This window comes from Mesorhizobium sp. WSM3859 (assembly GCF_002295065.1).
Classification (GTDB): Bacteria; Pseudomonadota; Alphaproteobacteria; order Rhizobiales; family Rhizobiaceae; genus Mesorhizobium.
In genome coordinates, this window is record NZ_NSGG01000001.1 from 295,270 (window position 1) to 315,871 (window position 20,602).

Here is a 20,602-nt window from a genome sequence, read left to right on the forward strand (position 1 = left end):
CGCTCACAACACGACATTGAAGACGACGGAATCGGAACCGGCCGCCGCCGAGATACCGAAGTGCAGCTGCCACCAGCCGCTCATCGTGAATTTTATACCGTCGATACGGTAGCGCCCGTCGCCCAGATAATCGGTCGCCTGCGGACTGGTCGGCAGGCCGTGATCGTGCTGCGGCATGCCGCCAGAAACGGTGATGGCCGCCCCCTCGACCGGCGCGCCGGCAGCGGTTTTCAACGTCAGCATCCAAGACTGCAGCTCCCCCTGCCGGACGACGCCGCGCTCCGGCTCGAAGCTCGCCACGAACAGCCCGTTCGCTGTCTTCTTGGAGCGCGACAGGTCCGGACCGGACGCCGAATGCGGCAGCGTCAGATAGACGGCGGCCATGATGCCGACCAGCAAAGCGGCCAGGCCGAGACCCGCAAGGATGTAACGCCATATCGATGCCAAACCCGTTCCTCTTCGGCTGCTAACGTCGCGGGCCGCTCGTCGCGTCCCGCCCTGCCTGTGGGAAATCGTTTCTGGCGCAAAATTCGCCGGCAGCCAAGCATGGCGCTGCCGGCCGCAAAAAGCTACAGCAACAAGACCTTAAGAAGGATAGACCCACATGGCCGCCAAGGGTATCGCGTCGATCGGCGAGTGCATGATCGAATTGTCGGGACAGACCGGCGACAGCTGGCGCATGGGCTTTGCCGGCGACACCTTCAACACGCTGTGGGCATTGCACGCGCTGAGCCCGGGGCGCCCCGCGACTTATGTCTCGGCCTTCGGCGACGATCCCTTCTCGCGCGACCAGATCGCCTTCTTCGGCCGGAACGGCATCGGTATCGGCAACAGTCCGCTCATTGCCGGCGCGCGCCCCGGCCTTTACGCCATAACGCTCACCGGAGCCGAACGCGCCTTCACCTACTGGCGAAGCGATGCGGCCGCACGCCAGCTCGCCTCCGATCCGGCAGCGCTGGCGAAAAGCCTTGAAAACCAGGCGCTTGTCTATTTTTCTGGAATCACCCTGGCAATTCTGGACGAGGCCGCGCGGAAGACCTTGCTGACCGCCATCGGGGCAGCCCGCGAGGCGGGTTCGCTCGTCGCCTTCGACCCGAACTACCGGCCGCGTCTGTGGCCGAGCCGCGAAGCGGCGCAGGCGGCGATGTTGGAAGCGCTTGCGGTGGCCGACGTCGCGCTGCCGACCTTCCCGGACGAGCAGATGCTGTTCGGGGATCCGACGCCGCAGGCGACGGCGGAACGCCTTGGCAAGCTGACCGGCGAGGTCGTGGTCAAGAATGGCGAGCAGCCGGCCCTGATTGCGCTTAACGGCGCTTCACAAACCGTGGATGCGGTGCATGTTGCCACGCCGGTCGACACCACCGGCGCCGGAGACTCCTTCAATGGCGGCTATCTCGCGGCGAGACTTGCCGGCCATGCGCCGGCCGACGCGGCTCGTCGCGCGCACAAAGTCGCCGCCGCGGTCGTGCAGGTTCGCGGTGCGCTTGCTCCATTCGAGACGCTCAGGACCGCATTCGACAGTTAAGCGCCGTCGAAGCTTTAGCGCACATTACTTCGATATCGAGAAACTTTACGGCAAACGGAACCGGTATTCCGTGACCTGATGATAGATCTGCCCTGGCCACAATGTGGCCTGCGGGAAATAAGGCCGGTTCGGCGCGTCCGGCCAGGTCTGCGCTTCGAGGCAGAGGCCTGAAAACGCCTTGTAGTGGCGGCCGTCGAGCCCCGGCGATGCCGGCGCGACGAACTGGCCGCTATAGAGCTGCAGTCCAGGCTCGGTGGTCCAGACTTCCATCTCGACGCCGGAATTGGCGCCTTGCACCCAGGCAGCCTGGTGCAGCGGCCCGCGGCTGGAGGCGAGGCAGTAATTCAGGTCGTATTGAAGCTGCTCGCCCTCCATTTCCATGCGCAGCGCCCGCGCCTGGCGGAAATCGAAAGGCGTGCCGTCGACCGGCTTCACCACGCCAGTCGGGATCATCTCGTCATCGACGGGCGTGTAGGCGCCGGCATTGAGCATCAGCCGATGGTCGAGGATGTAGCCGGCGCCGCCATCGTCGAGATTGAAATAGGAGTGCTGCGCCAGATTGCAGAGCGTCGGCTCCTCGCAAGTCGCGGTCAGTTCCATGCTGAGCGTGCCGGGGATCTTCAGCCGATAGGTGCAGGTGACGTCGAGCGCGCCGGGAAAACCCATCGCGCCGTCCGGATCGTGCAGTGTCAGCGTCACGAAATCGCGGCCATGCAGCGACACGGTCCATGGCCGGTGGAAATAGCCTTCCGAGCCGCCATGCAGTGTGTGCTTGCCGAGAAAATTCCGCTCCGTCTGGTAGCGGTTGCCCGCGATCGTGAAACGGCCGCCGCCGATGCGGTTGGCGAAGCGGCCGACCACGGCGCCGAAGAAAGCGCGGTCGGTCTCGTAAGGTTCGAAACGGTCGTAGCCCAGCACCAGCGGCGCGTCGTGGCCGGAAAGGCGCAGGTCCTGGACGATCGCGCCAAGCCCGATGATGTTGGCGGTGAGCCCGCCTCCCTGGATCGTGAACCGGCGCACGGCCTCGCCCGCCTGCGTCGTGCCGAAGACCTCGCCGTCCTTCATCGCCATGCCCGAAATGTCATTTCCGATCCGTCGATTTAGGCCGGCCTCGTATCATCCGGCAAGGGCAGGCTAAACGCCTGCCCCTTTCAAGGGATCAGGATCAGAGCCCCAAGCCGCCGAAGCAGGCATATTTGGTGTCGAGATAGTCCTCGATACCCTGATGCCCGCCTTCGCGGCCGAGACCCGATTCCTTGACGCCGCCGAACGGCGCCTCCGGCGTGGTGATCAGGCCTTCATTGACGCCGACCATGCCGTATTTCAGGCCTTCCATGACCCGGAAGGCGCGGCCGAGATTGCCGGTGTAGAAATAAGCGGCCAGGCCGAACTCGGTGTCATTGGCCAAGGCCACCGCCTCTTCCTCGGTCTCGAACTTGAACACGGGCGCGATCGGCCCAAAGATCTCTTCCTTCATGAAGCGCATGTTCGGCGTGGCGCCGGAGATCACCGTCGGCTGGAAGAACGAGCCGCCAAGCGCATGGCGCTTGCCACCGGCGACGACCTTGCCGCCCTTGGACGTCGCGTCGGCGATGAATTCCTCGACCTTCTCGACCGCCTTCTCATCGATCAGCGGTCCCTGCTGCACGCCTTCCTCGAGGCCCGAGCCGACCTTGAGGTTGTTGCTGGCGGCGGCGAGCTTCTCGACGAACTGGTCATAGATGCCTGCCTGGACGAGGAAGCGGTTGGTGCACACGCAGGTCTGGCCGGAATTGCGGTATTTCGCGGTGATGGCGCCGGCCACCGCGCGGTCGACATCAGCGTCGTCGAAGACCAGGAACGGCGCGTTGCCGCCGAGCTCCATCGACACCTTCTTGACCGTCGTGGCGGACTTCTGGATCAGCAGCTTGCCGATCTCGGTCGAGCCGGTGAAGGTGATCTTCTTGACCAGCGGGTTGGTGCAGAGTTCGTCGCCGATTTCGCCGGCCGAACCGGTGACGACATTGACGACACCCTTCGGGAAGCCGACTTCCTCGACGAGCGCACCCCAGGCAAGGCCGGAATAAGGCGTCTGCGAGGCGGGCTTAACCACGGCCGTGCAGCCTGCGGCCAAGGCCGGACCGATCTTGCGCGCGAGCATCGAGGACGGAAAATTCCACGGCGTGATGGCGGCGATGACGCCGACCGGCTCCTTGGTCACCAGGATGCGGCGGTCGCCCCAGGGCGACGGAACGATGTCGCCATAGACGCGGCGGCCCTCCTCGGCGAACCACAGGATGTAGGCCGCGGACGAGCCGATCTCGCCCTTGGATTCGGCGAGCGACTTGCCCTGCTCGATGGTCAGCAGCTCGGCCAGCACGTCCTGATTGTCCATCATCGCGTCATGCAGCTTGCGCAACAGCTTCGAGCGCTCGAGCGCGGTGGTCTTGCGCCAGCTCTTGAAGGCTTCCTCGGCCGCCTCGATGGCGCGGCGGGTCTCGGCCTTGCCGGCCTTCGGCACGGTGCCGATCTTGAGGCCCGTCGCCGGATTGTTGACGTCTATGGTCTGGCCGCTGTCGGCCTGAACCCATTCGCCATTGATGAGATTGGCCTGGCGCATGAAATGGCTGGTTTTCTGAAGCATGGTCTGGCCTCCGTTCGGCGCGCTGATCGCGCCGCTTTTTTCTGGATATCCGTTGAAGCGTGCTTCAAGAGCCGCACGCCGGCGCATTGCTCTTACCTAGGGAAAGGCAGGCAAGCAATCACAAGATGGCATATAGGGGTTGGGCCAGCAAAGGCGAGCCGCGTTCGGCTTGCCGACGCTTATCCGAAAATATGCACGACCACAGTCAGCCAGAACGACGTGGTCACCACCGCACTTGCGGTGGCAAGCGTCATCTGGTTCGAGGCCAGCGCCTGGCCGGTGTTGAACTGGACGGCGATCAGATAGGAATTGATGCCCGACGGCAGCGCCGCGGCGACGACCGCGACCTTGGAGGTCAGCGGCGGCAGACCGAGCAGCCAGACGAAGACCAGCACCAGCGCCGGCATCAGGAACAGCTTCAGCACCGACAGCGCCAGCGCCGGCCGGATATTGCCGGAGATGCCGAAGCGGCGCAGGCTGAGCCCCATGGCGAACAGCGCCACCGGGCCTGCCGTATCGGCAAGCGTGTCGACCAGCCGCTCGACGAGGTCAGGCAGCGGCGCGCCAGTGAGGCGCCAGGCGAGCCCCGCCAGGATGCCGATGATCAGCGGATTGATGAACAGGCGCCTGAGGAAGCTTTTGACGACGCGCAGCGGGTGGACCGTCTCGCCGCTGCCGCGCCCGAACATCTCGAACAGCACGATCGAGGCCATCATCATGATCGGCAGGTGGATCGAGACCAGCAGCGACAGCACCTCGAAGCCGCTCGCGCCGAATATGCCCAGGATGAACGGCGCGCCGAGCAGCACGACATTGGAATAGGCCGAGGAAACGCCCCCGACGATGCCCGCGCGGGCATCCCGCCCGAAGACGCGCGTCATCACCAGATGGCCCGCGGCCCAGGTGATTGCGACGGCAGCGAAATAGGCGCCCCACAGCGACCATGGCGCCACACCGTGGAAATCCGACTTGACCATGGTCTGGAAGAGCAGCAGCGGCATCGCCACGTTGACGGCGAATTCGGAAATACCCTCCCCGCTGACCGGCTTCAGGTAGCCGGTCAGCCCGGCCAGATAGCCGAGCGCCACGAGACTGAAGACGAAGAGGACGGTTTCGGTGAGCGGAGTCATTTTGCGGGCGGGGACATTTTTCCCGTGATAGGCGAGCCCCGACCGCGGTGCAATTGGCGCAGCGCGCCTATCTCTTGCGCCTCCGCTTGTTTTCCGGCCGGCTTTGCGGTCCCTATATGCCGACCATGGCCCCAAATCCCCGGGTCGCCATAAGGGACTTCCGATGCTGCGACTTGTTCTGGCGCTTTTTCTCCTGGCCGTTCCGAACCTTGCTCACGCCACCGACGCCGGCTGGGCGCTGCTGCGCGACGGCGGCCATGTCGTGCTGCTTCGCCATGCCTTCGTCACCGGGGCGACCGACCCGGCGAGTTTCGACATCGGCAATTGCGCGACCCAGCTCAACTTGTCGGAGCGCGGCAAGCAGCAGGCAAGCCGCATCGGCGCGCTGTTCGCGGCCCGCGCCGCGCCCATCGATCACGTGCTCTCCAGCGGCTACTGCCGCTGCCTCGACACCGCCCGCATCGCTTTCGAAGCCGAGCCGCAGCCTTTCGCGCCGCTCGACCTGCTGAAAACCGACCCTGGTGAAAAAGCCGCGCAGCTCGCCGCGATCATCAAGGAGATCCGAGGCTATTCCGGTTCCGACAATCTGGTGCTGGTCACGCATCTCGAGGACATCGAGGCGCTTACCGGCATCGCGCCGCGCGAGGGCGAGGCCGTGGTGGTGGCGCCAGATGGCGATGGCCTCAAGGTGCTGGGACGCGTCACCTTCTAAGGCAACGCGCCAGCGGGTGTTGCCGAAATGCAACTTCCGGAAGACGCCGCAATCTGCCGTGACAATGCCGCTTGCGACAACCCGTCGCAGGGTCTATAGGCGCGCTCCCGGTCACGAAAACCGAAGCGAGCACAACGGTTGGAGCTTTCGTCTCCGCCCGCGCAGGCGGCTCTGCCGCGCTGTGTACGGCGCCGTTTCGGGTATTGGGATCGCCGATGTAGCTCAGAGGTTAGAGCGCCGGATTTGGGTCCGGAGGTCGAGGGTTCGAGTCCCTTCATCAGCACCACGGATAGCTCAGTTTGGTTAGAGCATCAGATTGTTAATCTGACTGTCGAAGGTTCGATTCCTTCTCCAACGGCCTGATAAGCCGACACCTTCAGGTGGTGTTATCCAAAACGGTCCGGGGACCGGAATGCGAGGACTTCACGGACGGCAAGGTTTCGGCCTCGCCGGGCGGCGACGTCCTGCGCCATCGGCTCGCGGCCAGGCCCGCGGTGACGATCAAGGCGCGGCGCGGCCGGCAAGGGAAGCTTGAGCTTCCGGCGCCCGCTTCGCCGCCCCGGGATCCGCTCCCGAAGGCCCGCCACGCGCCGATGCCACCGGTCTCCGGATCATTCGTGCCCAGGAACATGAAGTACGACGACGTGAAACGAGAAACGAAAAGGATGATCGACGCATGACGTGACGCCTCGCATGGGGCCATGCCCGACAGGAGTAAGACAATGAAGACCATTCTCGAAAAGGCCCTTGGACGCCAGCGCGTCCTCGTGAAGGAAAATGAGCGTGCAGTTGCCCTCTACAAGGGCGAGATCCAGGCTATCCTGATGCCGGGCGAGCATTGGCTCGCCAACCGGCGCGGCAACCTGGAAATCTCCAGGCACGACCTGAAGAACCCGGAATTCGTTTCGGCTTACGAGAAGGCGTTGTTCGACAAGCTCCCGGACGTGGCCGCGCGTCACTTCACCGTCGTCCGCACCGGACGCATGGAGATCGCCGTGGTCGAGCGTGACGGCGCGCTGCATTCCGTGCTGTCGCCGGACCGCAAGCTTGTGCTGTGGACGGATGCCGGTCCGTGGAAGGTGACGACCGTCGACACGGAGGCCGATCTCGCCATCGATCCGGCGCTGATGCGCCGGCTCGGCCAGGCCCGGAAGACGGAACACATGTTCCTCAACCCGGTCGTGGACGGCCAGGTCGGGCTGCTGTTCGTGGACGGTGTGCTCGTTCGCACGCTTGAAGCGGGTGTGCACGCCTTCTGGAATGTCGGGCGCATGGTCCAGGTGAAGGTCGTCGACATCAAGCGCCAGTCGCTCGATGTCGCCGGGCAGGAAGTGCTGACAAGGGATCGCGTGACGATCCGCGTCAACATCGCCGCCGAATACCGGGTCGTCGACCCGGTCAAGGCGGTGAGCACGGTGAAGGACTTCTCGGAAGCTCTCTACCGTGCCCTGCAGTATGCCTTCCGCAAGACGCTTGGCGCGCTCACGCTCGACCAGATCCTCGACAAGAAGGTGACGGTCGACGAGGACGCGGCGGCCAAGGTGCGCGACGACATGGCCGCGATCGGCGTCGAGGTCAGCGATATCGCTCTCAAGGATGTGATCCTGCCGGGCGATATGCGCGAGATCCTCAACCAGGTGGTTTCGGCCGAGAAGCAGGCCGAGGCCAACGTCATCCGCCGCCGCGAGGAGACGAACGCCACGCGTTCGCTGCTCAACACGGCAAAGGTGATGGCCGAGAACCCGGTGATGCTGCGGCTGAAGGAGCTCGAGGCTCTCGAAGCCATCGCCGGCAAGGTCGAGCGGCTCACCGTCCACAACGGGACGGGCGGACTGCTCAACGACCTGGTCAAGCTCCGCGACTGAGCATGTCGCCCAGCTGACGTAACGTAAAATGGGCAGGGCCGCCGGTTCGACCGGCGGCCCTTCTTGCCTTTCCACAACCCGCTACCCATCTGCCCCCGGCGCATCAGGCCTTTTCCTGCCGGGAAAAACCGATTAGACAGCGCCCAAACAAGATGCGGACAGATTCCGCCCGCAACCGAAGGAAGAGCCCTTGTCCACCACGTTCGAGAAAGTCGCCAAGATCATTGCCGACACCAGCGAGATCGATATCGACACCATTACGCCCGAGAGTCACACGATCGACGATCTCGGCATCGACAGCCTCGACTTCCTCGACATCGTCTTTGCCATCGACAAGGAATTCGGCATCAAGGTGCCGCTCGAGAAGTGGACGCAGGAAGTCAATGACGGCAAGGCTTCGACCGACGACTATTTCGTCATGAAGAACCTCTGCGCCAAGATCGACGCGCTGGTCGCGGCCAAGAACGCCTGAGGCGCTCGGGCGCAGTCTTGACGCGCCCAGCCTGCTGACCCAAAACAGCCGCCCATGAGCAGCCCGCACGACGTCGTCATCACCGGCATAGGCCTTGTCTCTTCGCTCGGAGAGGGTCCGGACGCGCATTGGCAAAAGCTGACCCAGCCCGGCCTGGAGCCGGTGCTGGAGGCGACGCGCTTCGCGCCCTACACCATCCATCCGCTGCCCGAGATCGACTGGAACCTGCAGATCGCCAAGCGCGGCGACCAGCGCCAGATGGAAACCTGGCAGCGCCTTGGCACCTATGCCGCCGGGCTTGCGCTGGACGATGCGGGCATAAAGGGCAATGACGAGCTTTCCACGACCATGGACATGGTTGTGGCGGCCGGCGGCGGCGAGCGCGACGAGGCCGTGGATGCCGCCATCCTGGCTGCTTCCGAAAGCCGCAACGACCGCGACGTGCTGCTCAACGAGAAGCTGACCACGGAATTGCGGCCGACTTTGTTCCTCGCCCAGCTTTCCAACCTCCTTGCCGGCAACATCTCGATCGTGCACAAGGTCACCGGTTCGTCCCGCACCTTCATGGGCGAGGAAGGCGCGGGCGTTTCGGCTGTCGAGACGGCGGCTGCCCGCATCCGCTCCGGACAGTCGACCCATGTTCTAGTCGGCGGCGCGTTCCAAACCGAGCATTCCGACATGCTGCTCGGCTACGAGCTTGCCGGCTATCTGCATCGCGGCCCGTGGAAGCCGGTCTGGCAGCGCCAGGGCTCCGAAGGCGGCGGTGTGGTGACTGGCTCCGGCGGCGCCTTCCTGGTGCTGGAACAGCGCGAGCATGCCAAGAACCGGGGCCGCAAGATCTACGCCGAACTTGGCCCGGTCGTCTCCAGCCGCGCCAGGCGCCGGCGCGGCGAGTTAAATTCAGAGATTGCCGCGCTGTTGAAACAGGCCGCCCTTCCCGATGGCGACCTGCTGACGATTTCCGCTGCCTCCGGCGCCCACGCCGCCACCGCGGCCGAAAAGGCGGTGCTCGACGCCAACCCGGCTTTGGCCGTGCGCGCCTTCTCGACGCTGACCGGCCATATGAAGGAAGCCCAATTTCCCTTCGCCGTAGCGCTCGCCGCGATGGCCGTCGACCGTAAGGCCGGCTACCCTGTCTTCGATGCAACAGTCGAACGCCCATTCGAAGGCACACCGACTTCCGTCCTTGCAACCGCGATCGGTTATCACCAATTCGAGGGCCTTGGGCTGGTTAAGGCCGCTTAGAAAGAAAGAATCATGGCCAATCTTCGCGACCACATGGGCAGGCCGATCGTCGCCGTGACCGGCATTGGCGTCGTCACCTCACTCGGCGTCGGTAAAAAGGATAATTGGGAAGCGCTGACCTCGGGCAAATCCGGCATCCATCCGATCACCCGCTTTCCGGTAGACCAGCTCAACACCCGCATCTCCGGCATGGTCGACTTCCTGCCGTCGAGCTCCAAAGGCGCCAGCCACCTCACTTACGAATTGGCCGAGACCGCAGCGCAGGAGGCAGTCTCCGAGGCCGGCCTCGATTCCGGCGATTTCGGCGGCCCGCTGTTCCTTGCCTCGCCGCCGGTCGAGCTCGATTGGGCCGACCGCTTCTCGCTCTATAATTCCGACAAGCAGGACAGCGGTTCCGAGAGATTGCTGCGCGTCGCCCGCGCTTTGAAGGAACTCGACGTCTTCGAGACCACCCAGTTCGGCTCGATCGCCGACCGGCTGGCCGACCGCTTCGGCACGCGCGGCCTGCCGATAACGCTCTCGACCGCATGCGCTTCAGGCGCCACCGCCATCCAGCTCGGCGTCGAGGCGATCCGCCGCGGCGAATGCGACAAGGCGCTGTCGATCGGCGCCGACGGCTCGGCCACAGCCGAGGCGCTGATCCGCTTCTCGCTGCTTTCTGCCCTTTCAACCCATAACGACATCCCGGAAAAGGCGTCGAAACCCTTCTCCAAGGATCGCGATGGCTTCGTGCTGGCCGAGGGATCTGGCGCTCTGGTGCTGGAATCGCTGGAAGCCGCCCTAGCCCGCGGCGCGACGATCCTCGGCATCATGCGCGGCTGCGGCGAAAAGGCCGACGATTTCCACCGCACCCGCTCCAAGCCCGATGCGTCACCGGCGATCGCGGCGGTGCGCGCCGTCCTTGCCGATGCAGGCATGAGCGAGGACGAGATCGAATATGTCAACGCGCACGGCACCTCGACGCCGGAAAACGACAAGATGGAGCATCTGTCGCTGTCCACCGTGTTCGGCGAGCGTATCGCCTCGATGCCGGTCTCGTCGAACAAGTCGATGATCGGCCATACGTTGTCGGCCGCCGGCGCGGTCGAGGCCGCCTTCTCGCTGATGACCATGCGCGAAAGCGTCATCCCGCCGACCATCAATTACGACAATCCCGATCCGGCCATTGTCCTCGACGTCGTGCCGAACAAGAAGCGCAACGCCGAGGTCGGCACGGTTTTGTCGAACTCTTTCGGCTTCGGCGGCCAGAACACCTGCCTTGTCATGGCGCGGGAACCGGTCTAAGCGGACGTTTTCCGCTCCGACAGAACCTGACAGGCCCTATGCGCGCATTGCAACTTATCGAGGACCGCCGTCTCGAAACGGTGGACCTGCCGCCTCCCCCGCCGCCTTCCTTGGGCGAAGTGACGCTGCGCATCAAGGCGGTCGCGCTCAACCATATCGATGTCTGGGGCTGGCGCGGCATGGCCTTTGCCAAGCGCAAGCTGCCGCTGGTCGTCGGCGCCGAAGCCGCCGGCGAGGTCGAAGCGGTCGGCCCTGGAGTCTCCAACCTGCGGCCGGGACAGTTGGTCTCGATCTACGGCGCGCGCACCTGCGGACTCTGCCGTGCCTGTCGCGAAGGCCGCGACAATCTCTGCGAGCATGTTTCCGGCGTCCACGGCTTCCATCTTGATGGCTTCGCCCAGGAAAAGATCAACCTGCCGGCGCGCCTGCTGGTACCCGCTCCTCCCGGCGTCACCGAGATCGGTGCGGCGGTCGCGCCCGTGACCTTCGGCACGGTCGAGCACATGCTGTTCGACAATGCGAAGCTGGAACCCGGCGAGACCATCCTGGTCCATGCCGGCGGCTCCGGCATCGGCACAGCCGCCATCCAGTTGGCCAAGAAGATGGGCTGCACGGTGATCACCACGGTCGGCTCGAACGACAAGATCGACAAGGCCAAGGCGCTCGGCGCCGACCACGTCATAAACTACCGCGAGGATCGCTTCGAGGGCGTCGTGCGCAAGTTGACCAAGAAGAAGGGCGTCGACGTCGTGTTCGAGCATGTCGGCGCCGACACCTTCGCCGGCTCGATGCTGTGCCTGAAGCGTGGCGGCCGCCTCGTCACCTGCGGCTCCACGTCGGGCGTGTCGACGCAGATCAATCTTATGCAGCTCTTCCAGCAGCAGCTGAAGCTGCTCGGCTCCTTCGGCTGCCGCATGGAGAACATGGCCAACGCCATGCAGAAGATGGCGGCCGGCCTCGTTGTCCCGGTGATCGATACCGAGGTGGGTTTCGACGACATCGATGCGGCGCTGAAGCGCATGGAAGGCCGCGACGTGTTCGGCAAGATCATCCTGCGCGTTTCCTAAGCATTCCAGGAAAGGCGGATGGTCGGCAAGGTGTTCAGGAAAGCCCGCCGGGACTTCATGTTCCGCTACGGCCTGCGGCTGCGCCAGATGGAGCACTGGCTGGTCGCCAGGCTCGCCATGGTGTTGCTCTCGCTGCTGCGCCTGTTGCCGCCGGACAGCGCGCTCAACTTCGCCGACCGCGCCGCCCGCCGGGTCGGCCCGCTGGTCGGGCGCCATCGCGTCGCGGTCAACAATCTGCGGCTTGCCTATCCGCAAAAGAGCGACGCCGAAATCGAGGCCATCGCACGCGACATGTGGGGCAACATGGCTCGCCTCGCGGCCGAATACATCTTTCTCGATGCATTGTTCGACTTCGACCCGGACGCTTCGAAGCCGGGCCGGGTCGAGGTTCGCGGCGTCGAACATTTCGTCGAGATCGCCGGGGAGAAGAAGCCTCACATCCTCTTCACCGGCCATCTCGGCAATTTCGAGCTGCTGCCGGTGGCCGCGGCCACGTTCGGCATGAACATCACAGCGCTGTTTCGCCCGCCGAACAACCCCTACCTCGCCGACTACATCCATTCGACGCGCCGCTCCTCGATGGGCGCGCTGCTGCCCTCCTCCACCGGCGCCTCCTTCGCCCTCGCCGCCATTCTCGAGAAAGGCGGCAACATCGGCGTGCTGGTCGATCAGAAATTCTCGGGCGGCGTGGAGACGGATTTCTTCGGCCGCCTGTGCCAGACCAATCCGATGCTCGGCATGCTGGCCCGCCACTACGACTGCGATGTCTACCCCGCGCGTTGCGTCAGGCTGCCGGGCAACCGCTTTCGTCTCGAGATCGAGGACAAGCTGGACTTGCCGCGCACCGAAGACGGCAGCGTCGACGTCGACGCCACCGCACAGCTGCTGACCGATGTGGTCGAGCGCTGGGTGCGCGAGGATCCGGGACAGTGGATGTGGTTCCACAAGCGATGGGAAATCAGCGGCCGCCGCCGCAAGCGCAGACAGGCGAAGGCGGCAGCCGGCCAGTAATCGGCTTTCAGTTGGTCACGACGATCCGCGTGTTGCCGAAGCCCACTTCCTTGACCATCGTGTAGAAGGTCGCGGCATTGGCCGGATGCAGGCGCACGCAGCCATGCGACGCCGGGCGTCCCAGATGTCTCACCGCCCCGGTGCCGTGAATGGCGAAGCCGCCGTGGAAGAACACCGAATAGGGCATCGGCGAGTTGTCATACTTGCGCGAATACCACATCCGGGCGGTCCATTGCGGCCGGTAGCTGCCGCGCGGCGTGAAATAGCCAGGGCGCGCCGTCGACACGCTCCAGCGGTAGAGCACCTGCCCGTATTTGCTGACGGTCATGGTCTGCGACGAGACGTCGATATTGGCGACCAGCGTGGCCGCCCGACTTGCGATAGACGTGCCGAACAACGCGGTTGCCAGCACGGTTGCCATGAGAACGAACTTTTTCATGCGATCAAACCCCTTTGATTGCCCCTGCCATTCGCGTGGTTTTTCCATTTTTTTGCCGGCAGATGCGTTAATTACCACACACTCGTTGACGATTCCGCCAATGCAATGCGATGAATTTGAACGATTTTCCCGGCATGGTTGCCGCTGCGACATGCACTCTCTTGAGTTTAAACGCGGGCATTGGGCCATGCCCGGATCGTTGTGTGGCAATGAGCGACTGCTTGCTTGCAAAAGTGCTGCGTTCCTTCTTCAATCCGCCGGATGAATGAACGGCTTCGCATGAATGAGCGACTTGTCGGGGCGGTCGAGGACCGGACAGACGACCTGGTAGCGCTGACCGCCGACCTGATCCGCTTCCCGACCGTCAATCCGCCAGGCGAGGCCTATCGGCCATGCGCCGAGTTCCTTGGCGCGCGCCTGAAGAAACTCGGCTTCGAAACCGAATTCATCCGTGCCGAGGGCGCCCCAGGCGACAGCGACCGCTATCCGCGCGTCAACGTGGTCGCCCGCTTCGACGGCCGCTCGCCCGGCCCCTGCGTGCATTTCAACTCGCATATCGACGTGGTCGAGGCGGGCGACGGCTGGACCGTCGATCCCTTTGCCGGCGTGGTGAAGGACGGCAGGGTCTACGGCCGCGGCGCCTGTGACATGAAGGGCGGCCTGGCGGCCTCCGTCATCGCCGTCGAAGCTTTCATGGCGACCTATCCCGACTTTCCCGGCGCCATCGAGATATCGGGCACGGCGGACGAGGAATCGGGCGGTTTCGGCGGCGTCGCCCATCTGGCGAGGCTCGGCTATTTCTCCAAGCCGAAGGTCGACCACGTCATCATCCCGGAGCCCTTAAACAAGGATCGGATCTGCCTTGGCCATCGCGGCGTCTGGTGGGCCGAGATCGAGACCAAGGGGGAGATCGCGCATGGCTCGATGCCGTTCCTCGGCGACAATGCGGTGCGCCATATGGGCGCCGTGCTGCAGGCTTTCGAGGAGGAACTGTTCCCGGCGCTCGACCGCAAGATGACACGCATGCCGGTGGTGCCGGAAGGCGCCCGGCGCTCGACCATGAACATCAATTCCATCCATGGCGGCCAGACCGAGGATTTCCGGCCCGGACTTCCCTCGCCCAACGTGCCTGATTGGTGCCGGCTCACCATCGACCGGCGCTTCCTGCTCGAAGAGGACATCGCCACCGTCAAAGGCGAGGTCACCGGCATCCTCGAACGGCTGAAGCGTGAGCGCAAGAAATTCGACTACGAGATCCGTGACCTGATGGAGGTATTGCCGTTGATGACCGAGCGCGACGCGCCGGTGGTGAAGGCCGTCGCGAAAGGCATCATGGAGGTGTTCGACCGCGAACCCGACTATGTGATCTCGCCCGGCACCTACGACCAGAAGCATGTCGCGCGCATCGGCCACCTCTATGACTGCATCGCCTATGGCCCGGGCATTCTCGACCTCGCGCATAGGCCGGACGAATGGGTGGGCATCGCCGACATGGTGGAATCGGCCAAGGTGATGGCGATCGGCCTCAATGTGCTCTTGCGCGGCACGGCCGGATGAGAGGTAAAAACATTCCGCCTGGCGCCGCCCGGCAGCACGAAACGCAATTTACTCGCGCGCGAAATCACGCTTCTATCCGCCGGCTTGAGCAAGCAATGGGAGTTCAGCGATGAAACTGTGGAAGACCATCCTGGCCGCGGCTACCCTGTCGCTTGCCGTCGCCACGTCGGCCTTTGCCGCCCGCACCGACCTCACGCTCGGCATCGTGCTCGAGCCGCCGCATCTCGATCCGACCGCCGGCGCGGCCGCGGCCATCGGCGAAATCACCTATGCCAATGTCTTTGAAGGGCTGACGCGCATCGACGACAACGGCCAGGTTCAGCCCGGTCTCGCCGAGGGCTGGACCGTCTCCGACGACGGCAAGGTCTACACGTTCAAGCTGCATTCCGGCGTGAAGTTCCACGATGGCTCGGCCTTCAGCGCCGACGACGTGAAATTCTCGCTGGACCGGGCGCGCGCCAAGGACTCGCTCAATCCGCAAAAGCCGCTCTTTGCGCACATCACCGATGTTACGGCGGTCGATCCGGCGACGGTCAAGGTCACCCTCGAGGGTCCGCAGGGCAATTTCCTCTACGACATGGGCCAGGTTGCGGCAGTGATCGTGGGGAAGGGATCGGCCGCCGGCAATAAGGACAAGCCGATCGGCACCGGGCCGTTCAAGCTCGATCACTGGGCCAAGGCTTCCGAGATCACGCTGGTCAAGAACCCGGACTACTGGGGCACACCCGCCGCGCTCGACAAGGCGACATTTCGCATCGTTCCCGACGCCGCCGCGGCCGTTCCCGCCTTGCTCTCGGGCGACATCCAGGCTTTCGCCAACATGCCAGCGCAGGACGCGCTCGCGCAGGTCCAGTCCGATCCGCGCTTCAGCGTCGTGATCGGCGCGACCGAGGGCGAGACGATCCTGTCGATCAACAACAAGAAGCCACCCTTCGACAAGCTGGCGGTGCGGCAGGCGCTCGCCTCCGCGATCGATCGCAATGCCATCATCGCCGCCGCCTCGAACGGTCTTGGAAAGCCGATCGGCTCTCATTTCTCGCCGGGCGACGCGGGCTATGTCGATCTCACGGGCGTCTATCCGCACGACATCGCCAAGGCCAAGGCATATCTGAAAGAAGCGGGGCTGGAGAACGGCTTCTCGGCCACGATCAAACTGCCGCCGGTGCCTTACGCACGCGATGGCGGCCAGGTGATTCAGTCCCAGCTGAAGGACATCGGGGTCGATCTGCAGATCATTCCGGTCGAATGGGCGGAGTGGCTGAGCCAGGTCTTCACCAACAAGGACTACGACCTGACGATCGTTTCCCATGTCGAGCCGAACGACATCGATATCTATTCGCGGCCCGGCTACTATTTCCAATATGACAACCCGAAGTTCAACGATGTCATCAAGGAGCTCGGCACCACGGTCGACAAGGACAAGAGAGTGGAGCTGCTGGGCGAGGCGCAGAAGATTCTCGCGCACGACGTGCCCGCCGTCTACCTGTTCGAGCTGCCCAAGATCGGCGTCTGGGACGCCAAGCTGCAGGGCATGTGGACGAACTGGCCGATCGAGGCGGATGATCTGACCAAGGTGAAGTGGAGCGAGTGAGGTCTGTCGGCCAAGGGCAAACGTTGCGCTCCACAGAACGCCATCTTTGCCCAGTCTCTGCACCCGGCAACCAAACCATTCCGCAATGACCGCCTTCCTCGTAAAGCGTCTCATCATCGCGGCCCTCACCCTGGTGCTGGCCTCGATGGTGGTGTTCGCGGTCATGGAGGTCCTGCCCGGCGATGCGGCGCGCCTGATGCTGGGCCTCAACGCCAGCGCCGACCAGGTCGAAGTGCTGCGCAACCAGATGGGGCTGAACGCCCCGCTGGTGCTGCGCTACCTGCACTGGGCGGGAGGGTTGCTGAGCCTCGATTTCGGCCGCTCCTACACCTATTCGGTGCCTGTCATCGACCTTGTGCGCGAACGCGTCGTCGTCTCCCTGCCGCTGGCGCTGATCGCGCTGGCGCTCTCGACCGTCATCGCCATTCCGGTCGGCGTGTTCTCGGCCAGCCGCCAGGGCCGCACGGGCGATACGCTGGCCATGGGCGCCGCCCAGCTCGGCGTCGCCGTGCCGAATTTCTGGTTCGCGCTGATGCTGATCTACCTGTTTGCCGTCTGGCTACGGCTAGTGCCGGCCGGCGGCTTTCCGGGTTGGGGCGCCGGTATCTGGACGGCGTTGAAATCCCTGATCCTGCCGGCCGTGGCCCTTGCCTTGCCGCAGGCGGCGATCCTGGGGCGGGTCGCCCGCTCGGCGCTGATCGAGGTGCTCAACGAGGACTATATCCGCACCGCGCGCGCCAAGGGCCTGCCCTACCGCGCCGTGCTGTGGCGCCATGCGCTGCGCAACGCCATGATTCCGGTGCTGACCATCCTCGGCCTGCAATTCGCATTCCTGCTTGCCGGCACCATCATCATCGAGAATGTCTTCTACCTGCCTGGCCTCGGCCGGCTGATCTTCCAGGCCATCACCCAGCGCGACCTGATCGTGGTCGAGAGCATCGTCATGCTTCTGGTCGCCGCCGTGATCCTGATCAACCTCCTCGTCGATTTCTCCTACGCCATCGTCGACCCGCGCCTCAGGGCCCGGCAATGACCATGCGCATCGACCTTCCCGAGGAAACCATCGCCGGCGTGTTGGCCAAGGCCTTCGGCAACCGCTCCTTCCTGATCGGCCTGGCCATCACGCTGCTGATCGTGGCCGTCGCGCTCATCTCCTTCTTCTGGACGCCTTACGACGTCACCAGGCTGGTGATCGCCGACAAGACGCAGGCGCCCTCTTGGGCACACTGGTTCGGCACCGACCATTTTGGCCGCGACATCCTGTCGATGATCATGGTCGGCGCCCGCAATTCGATCGCCGTGGCGCTGGTCGCGGTCGGCATCGGCATGGGCATCGGCGTGCCGCTCGGCGCTTTCGCCGCCGCGCGCGGCGGGATTGTTGACGAGGCGCTGATGCGCGTCAATGACCTCGTCTTCGCCTTCCCTGCGCTGCTCTCGGCGATCATGATCACCGCGATCTTCGGTCCGGGCGCCGTCAACGCCATCATCGCCATCGGCATCTTCAACATACCGGTCTTTGCGCGCGTCGCCCGCGCCGGTGCGCTGGCCATCTGGCCGCGCGAATTCATTCTCGCCGCGCGCGCCGCCGGCAAGGGCATGACGCGCATCACCGTCGAGCACATCCTGCCCAACATCGCGACGCTGCTCCTGGTCCAGGGCACCATCCAGTTCGCGCTGGGCATCCTCGCCGAAGCTGGGCTTTCCTATGTCGGCCTGGGTGCCCAGCCGCCGATGCCGAGCTGGGGCCGCATGCTGTTCGACGCGCAGACGCGCATGGTGATCGCGCCCTGGATGGCAATCTTCCCCGGCATGGCGATCGTCATCACCGTGCTTGGGCTGAACCTGCTCGGCGACGGTCTCGCCGACATCCTCGATCCGAAATCGCGGCGGCGCCGATGAGCCTGCTCGAGATCGAAAACCTGTCGCTGACGATCGGCGCCACCCCGATCCTCAAAGGCGTCGAGCTGACGGTCTCGCCGCGCGAGGTCGTGGGCCTTGTCGGCGAATCCGGTTCCGGCAAGTCGATGACGGCGCTGACCATCATGCAGCTCCTCCCCCATCTGGCGCGCGCCGAAGGCCGCGTCGCCTTCGACGGCATCGACATCCTCGGCGCCACCGAGGACCAGATGTGCGCCTTGCGCGGCGACGATATCGGCATGGTTTTCCAGGAGCCGATGACGGCGCTGAACCCGGTCAAGACCATCGGCGAACAGGTGGCCGAAGGCATACGCTGGCACACCAAGGCGGGCCGCGCCGAAGCCGAGGACCGCGCGCGAAAAATCCTCGACCGCGTCGGGCTGCCGGAAGCCAAGTTCCCGCTATCGCGCTATCCGCACCAACTGTCCGGCGGCCAGCGCCAGCGCGTTGTCATCGCCATCGCCTGCGCGCTGAAGCCGAAGCTGCTGATCGCCGACGAGCCGACGACGGCGCTCGACGTGGTGCTGCAGGCGCAGATCCTCGACCTGTTGCGCGATCTGGTCCGCGAGAACCGCATGGGCCTGCTGCTGATCTCGCACGACCTCGCGGTGGTGACCGAGATGGCCGATCGCCTGACCATCCTGCGCCACGGCGAGGTAACGGAAGCCGGCGACACGGCGCGCACGCTATCCGAGCAGCAGCATCCCTACACGCGCGAGCTGGCGCTGGCTTCCATGCACGTGCCGGCGCGGCCGAAGCCGCACCTTGCCGGGTCGGCAAAACCCTTGCTCGAAGTCGAAGGCATCGGCCGGGACTATCCGGGCCGGCGCAAATCCCTGTTCCGGCCGGCGCAGCCGATCCGTGCCGTCGACGATGTCTCGCTCACCATCGAGCCGGCGCAATCGGTGGCGCTCGTCGGCCGCTCGGGCTGCGGCAAGTCCACGCTTGCCCGCATGATCCTGGCATTGGACAAGCCGACGGCTGGCACGATCCGCTATCGCGGCGAGGCCATCAGCGGAAAAGCGGAAGCCGAGCTGAAGCCGGCGCGGCGCGACATGCAGGTCGTATTCCAGGACCCCTACGGCTCCTTCGACCCGCGCCAGAAGGTCGAGAAACTGGTGGCCGAGCCGCTGCATCTTCTGGAAAAGCAGCCGGCCGCGGCCGAGCGCCGCGAGATGGTCGCGCATGCGCTGCACGAAGTGGGGCTCGGTCCGCGCGACATGGACAAATATCCGCATGAATTCTCGGGCGGCCAGCGCCAGCGCCTGTCGATCGCCCGCGCCATCATCACCCGGCCGAAGCTCGTGGTTGCCGACGAGCCTGTCTCGGCGCTCGACGTCTCGATCCGCGCCCAGATCCTCGACCTTTTCGCCGAGCTCAATCAGAAGCTCGGCATCGCCTATCTCTTCATCACCCATGACCTGACGGTCGCCCGCGCCATGGCGGACGAGGTGCTGGTGATGCATGAAGGTAAGATCGTCGAGCGCGGCAAGACCCCCGACGTGCTCGACCATCCGCGCTCCGAAGCGGCGCGGGCGCTGGTCGCGGCTGCCCCCGACCTACACCGCGCGATCGCGCGCAAGATGCAGGAACAGGGCTAAGCAGCCGGTACCTGGCCGGACTGGTTATTCCTCCGGCTTCACCAGATCGACAGGGCTGATATCGAGCAGGTCGAGCGTGCGGCGCAGCAGCTTCACCTCGCTCTCCGCCAGCTTGGAATCGGCCTTGGCGATCTCGGCCATATGGCGGGCAAGCAGTTTGCGCCGCTCGACATCGAGGTCGCGGAACAGCGCGATCGCCTGCGAGCCATTGGTCTCGTAGCCATAGTCGTTGAGATATTCGATGACGCTGTCCATCGAGGTCTCCGGGATGCCGAAGGCTTCCTTGCAGATGTGGCGGAAGGCAACCATCTCGCTCTCCGAGACCGAACCGTCGGCCAGGATCATCCGAAACAGCATCAAAAGCTCCGCCGACAGCACCGGATCGTCCGCCACCTTGCGAACGCCCGGGTCGCCATCGAAGATCGAACGTATCTGGTCGAGCAGCGCCATCGCCACCAAGCTCCCTCTGCGAGTCTGGCCTGATTGTTAGCGTGGAATCTCTCTTGCGCAAACGGGTCGTGCGTGGTGGAAGCTGCAGTTTCCTTCCTTTGTGCCCCTCCTCC

The 20,602-nt window shown here is 64.6% G+C and carries 20 protein-coding genes and 2 tRNA genes; 15 read left to right on the forward strand and 7 right to left on the reverse strand.

The genetic code is table 11. The features are described from left to right. Positions 1-3: 3 nt before the first annotated feature. On the reverse strand, positions 4-447 hold the full coding sequence (locus CK230_RS01400) for a FixH family protein (protein ID WP_095815418.1): 444 nt from the start codon (positions 445-447) through the stop codon (positions 4-6). A gap of 157 nt (positions 448-604) precedes the next feature. Here CK230_RS01400 and CK230_RS01405 point away from each other — a divergent pair, with 157 nt between their 5' ends. After that, positions 605-1,525, forward strand: coding sequence for a sugar kinase (locus CK230_RS01405; RefSeq protein WP_095815419.1), 921 nt, complete (start codon positions 605-607; stop codon positions 1,523-1,525). 45 nt (positions 1,526-1,570) lie between these two features. On the opposite strand, the gene CK230_RS01410 is transcribed toward CK230_RS01405, so the two are convergent. The 3 genes from CK230_RS01410 to CK230_RS01420 form a co-directional block, all read right to left on the reverse strand. After that, on the reverse strand, positions 1,571-2,596 hold the full coding sequence (locus CK230_RS01410) for an aldose epimerase family protein (RefSeq protein ID WP_095815420.1): 1,026 nt from the start codon (positions 2,594-2,596) through the stop codon (positions 1,571-1,573). A 94-nt stretch (positions 2,597-2,690) separates the two neighbouring features. Continuing rightward, positions 2,691-4,148, reverse strand: coding sequence for an NAD-dependent succinate-semialdehyde dehydrogenase (locus CK230_RS01415; RefSeq protein ID WP_095815813.1), 1,458 nt, complete (start codon positions 4,146-4,148; stop codon positions 2,691-2,693). Positions 4,149-4,327: 179 nt separating this feature from the next. Continuing rightward, the gene (locus tag CK230_RS01420) at positions 4,328-5,278 is read right to left on the reverse strand and encodes an AEC family transporter (protein ID WP_095815421.1); all 951 of its coding nucleotides are present in this window, start codon (positions 5,276-5,278) and stop codon (positions 4,328-4,330) included. A gap of 163 nt (positions 5,279-5,441) precedes the next feature. On the opposite strand from CK230_RS01420, the gene CK230_RS01425 reads away from it, so the two are divergent. From CK230_RS01425 to CK230_RS01435, 3 genes are all read left to right on the forward strand, one after another. Further along, positions 5,442-5,990, forward strand: coding sequence for a histidine phosphatase family protein (locus CK230_RS01425; protein ID WP_095815422.1), 549 nt, complete (start codon positions 5,442-5,444; stop codon positions 5,988-5,990). A gap of 211 nt (positions 5,991-6,201) precedes the next feature. Next, positions 6,202-6,276, forward strand: a tRNA-OTHER gene (locus CK230_RS01430). 1 nt (position 6,277) lies between these two features. After that, positions 6,278-6,345, forward strand: a tRNA-Asn gene (locus tag CK230_RS01435). A gap of 21 nt (positions 6,346-6,366) precedes the next feature. On the opposite strand, the gene CK230_RS32265 is transcribed toward CK230_RS01435, so the two are convergent. Next, positions 6,367-6,723 carry a hypothetical protein gene (locus CK230_RS32265; RefSeq protein ID WP_141245970.1) on the reverse strand — a complete coding sequence of 119 codons (357 nt, stop codon included), beginning with the start codon at positions 6,721-6,723 and terminating at the stop codon, positions 6,367-6,369. Between CK230_RS32265 and CK230_RS01445 the strand changes: the two genes are divergently transcribed. The 6 genes from CK230_RS01445 to CK230_RS01470 all read left to right on the forward strand — a co-directional run bounded on the left by CK230_RS01445 (position 6,713) and on the right by CK230_RS01470 (position 12,934). After that, entirely contained in the window at positions 6,713-7,855 is a 1,143-nt protein-coding gene (locus CK230_RS01445; RefSeq protein ID WP_095815424.1) for a slipin family protein, read from the forward strand. The two genes, CK230_RS32265 and CK230_RS01445, sit on opposite strands and share 11 nt — an antisense overlap. A gap of 190 nt (positions 7,856-8,045) precedes the next feature. Beyond that, positions 8,046-8,327 (forward strand): acyl carrier protein, encoded by a 282-nt coding sequence (locus CK230_RS01450; RefSeq protein WP_040981809.1) that lies wholly within the window; start codon positions 8,046-8,048, stop codon positions 8,325-8,327. Between the two features lie 54 nt (positions 8,328-8,381). After that, positions 8,382-9,572, forward strand: coding sequence for a beta-ketoacyl-ACP synthase (locus CK230_RS01455; protein WP_095815425.1), 1,191 nt, complete (start codon positions 8,382-8,384; stop codon positions 9,570-9,572). A gap of 12 nt (positions 9,573-9,584) precedes the next feature. Beyond that, on the forward strand, positions 9,585-10,856 hold the full coding sequence (locus CK230_RS01460) for a beta-ketoacyl-ACP synthase (RefSeq protein ID WP_095815426.1): 1,272 nt from the start codon (positions 9,585-9,587) through the stop codon (positions 10,854-10,856). Between the two features lie 38 nt (positions 10,857-10,894). Further along, positions 10,895-11,923, forward strand: coding sequence for a zinc-binding dehydrogenase (locus CK230_RS01465; RefSeq protein ID WP_095815427.1), 1,029 nt, complete (start codon positions 10,895-10,897; stop codon positions 11,921-11,923). A gap of 18 nt (positions 11,924-11,941) precedes the next feature. Beyond that, positions 11,942-12,934: a lipid A biosynthesis lauroyl acyltransferase gene (locus tag CK230_RS01470; protein WP_095815428.1), complete on the forward strand. Its 993-nt coding sequence runs from the start codon at positions 11,942-11,944 to the stop codon at positions 12,932-12,934. A gap of 7 nt (positions 12,935-12,941) precedes the next feature. Here CK230_RS01470 and CK230_RS01475 read toward each other — a convergent pair whose 3' ends face one another. Continuing rightward, a complete protein-coding gene (locus CK230_RS01475; RefSeq protein WP_095815429.1) occupies positions 12,942-13,373 on the reverse strand; it encodes a L,D-transpeptidase in 432 nt (143 codons plus the stop codon). 279 nt (positions 13,374-13,652) lie between these two features. Here CK230_RS01475 and CK230_RS01480 point away from each other — a divergent pair, with 279 nt between their 5' ends. The 5 genes from CK230_RS01480 (at position 13,653) to CK230_RS01500 (ending at position 20,039) form a co-directional block, all read left to right on the forward strand. Next, on the forward strand, positions 13,653-14,930 hold the full coding sequence (locus tag CK230_RS01480; protein ID WP_095815814.1) for an acetylornithine deacetylase/succinyl-diaminopimelate desuccinylase family protein: 1,278 nt from the start codon (positions 13,653-13,655) through the stop codon (positions 14,928-14,930). A gap of 109 nt (positions 14,931-15,039) precedes the next feature. Then, on the forward strand, positions 15,040-16,521 hold the full coding sequence (locus tag CK230_RS01485) for an ABC transporter substrate-binding protein (RefSeq protein ID WP_095815430.1): 1,482 nt from the start codon (positions 15,040-15,042) through the stop codon (positions 16,519-16,521). An 85-nt stretch (positions 16,522-16,606) separates the two neighbouring features. Continuing rightward, positions 16,607-17,554: an ABC transporter permease gene (locus CK230_RS01490; RefSeq protein WP_095815431.1), complete on the forward strand. Its 948-nt coding sequence runs from the start codon at positions 16,607-16,609 to the stop codon at positions 17,552-17,554. Further along, on the forward strand, positions 17,551-18,420 hold the full coding sequence (locus CK230_RS01495; RefSeq protein WP_095815432.1) for an ABC transporter permease: 870 nt from the start codon (positions 17,551-17,553) through the stop codon (positions 18,418-18,420). The genes CK230_RS01490 and CK230_RS01495 overlap by 4 nt, the downstream gene beginning before the upstream one ends. Continuing rightward, the gene (locus CK230_RS01500) at positions 18,417-20,039 is read left to right on the forward strand and encodes a dipeptide ABC transporter ATP-binding protein (protein WP_095815433.1); all 1,623 of its coding nucleotides are present in this window, start codon (positions 18,417-18,419) and stop codon (positions 20,037-20,039) included. Before CK230_RS01495 ends, CK230_RS01500 begins: the two co-directional genes overlap by 4 nt. Before the next feature lie 24 nt (positions 20,040-20,063). Here CK230_RS01500 and CK230_RS01505 read toward each other — a convergent pair whose 3' ends face one another. Then, entirely contained in the window at positions 20,064-20,495 is a 432-nt protein-coding gene (locus CK230_RS01505; protein ID WP_095815815.1) for a TerB family tellurite resistance protein, read from the reverse strand. Positions 20,496-20,602: the final 107 nt, after the last annotated feature.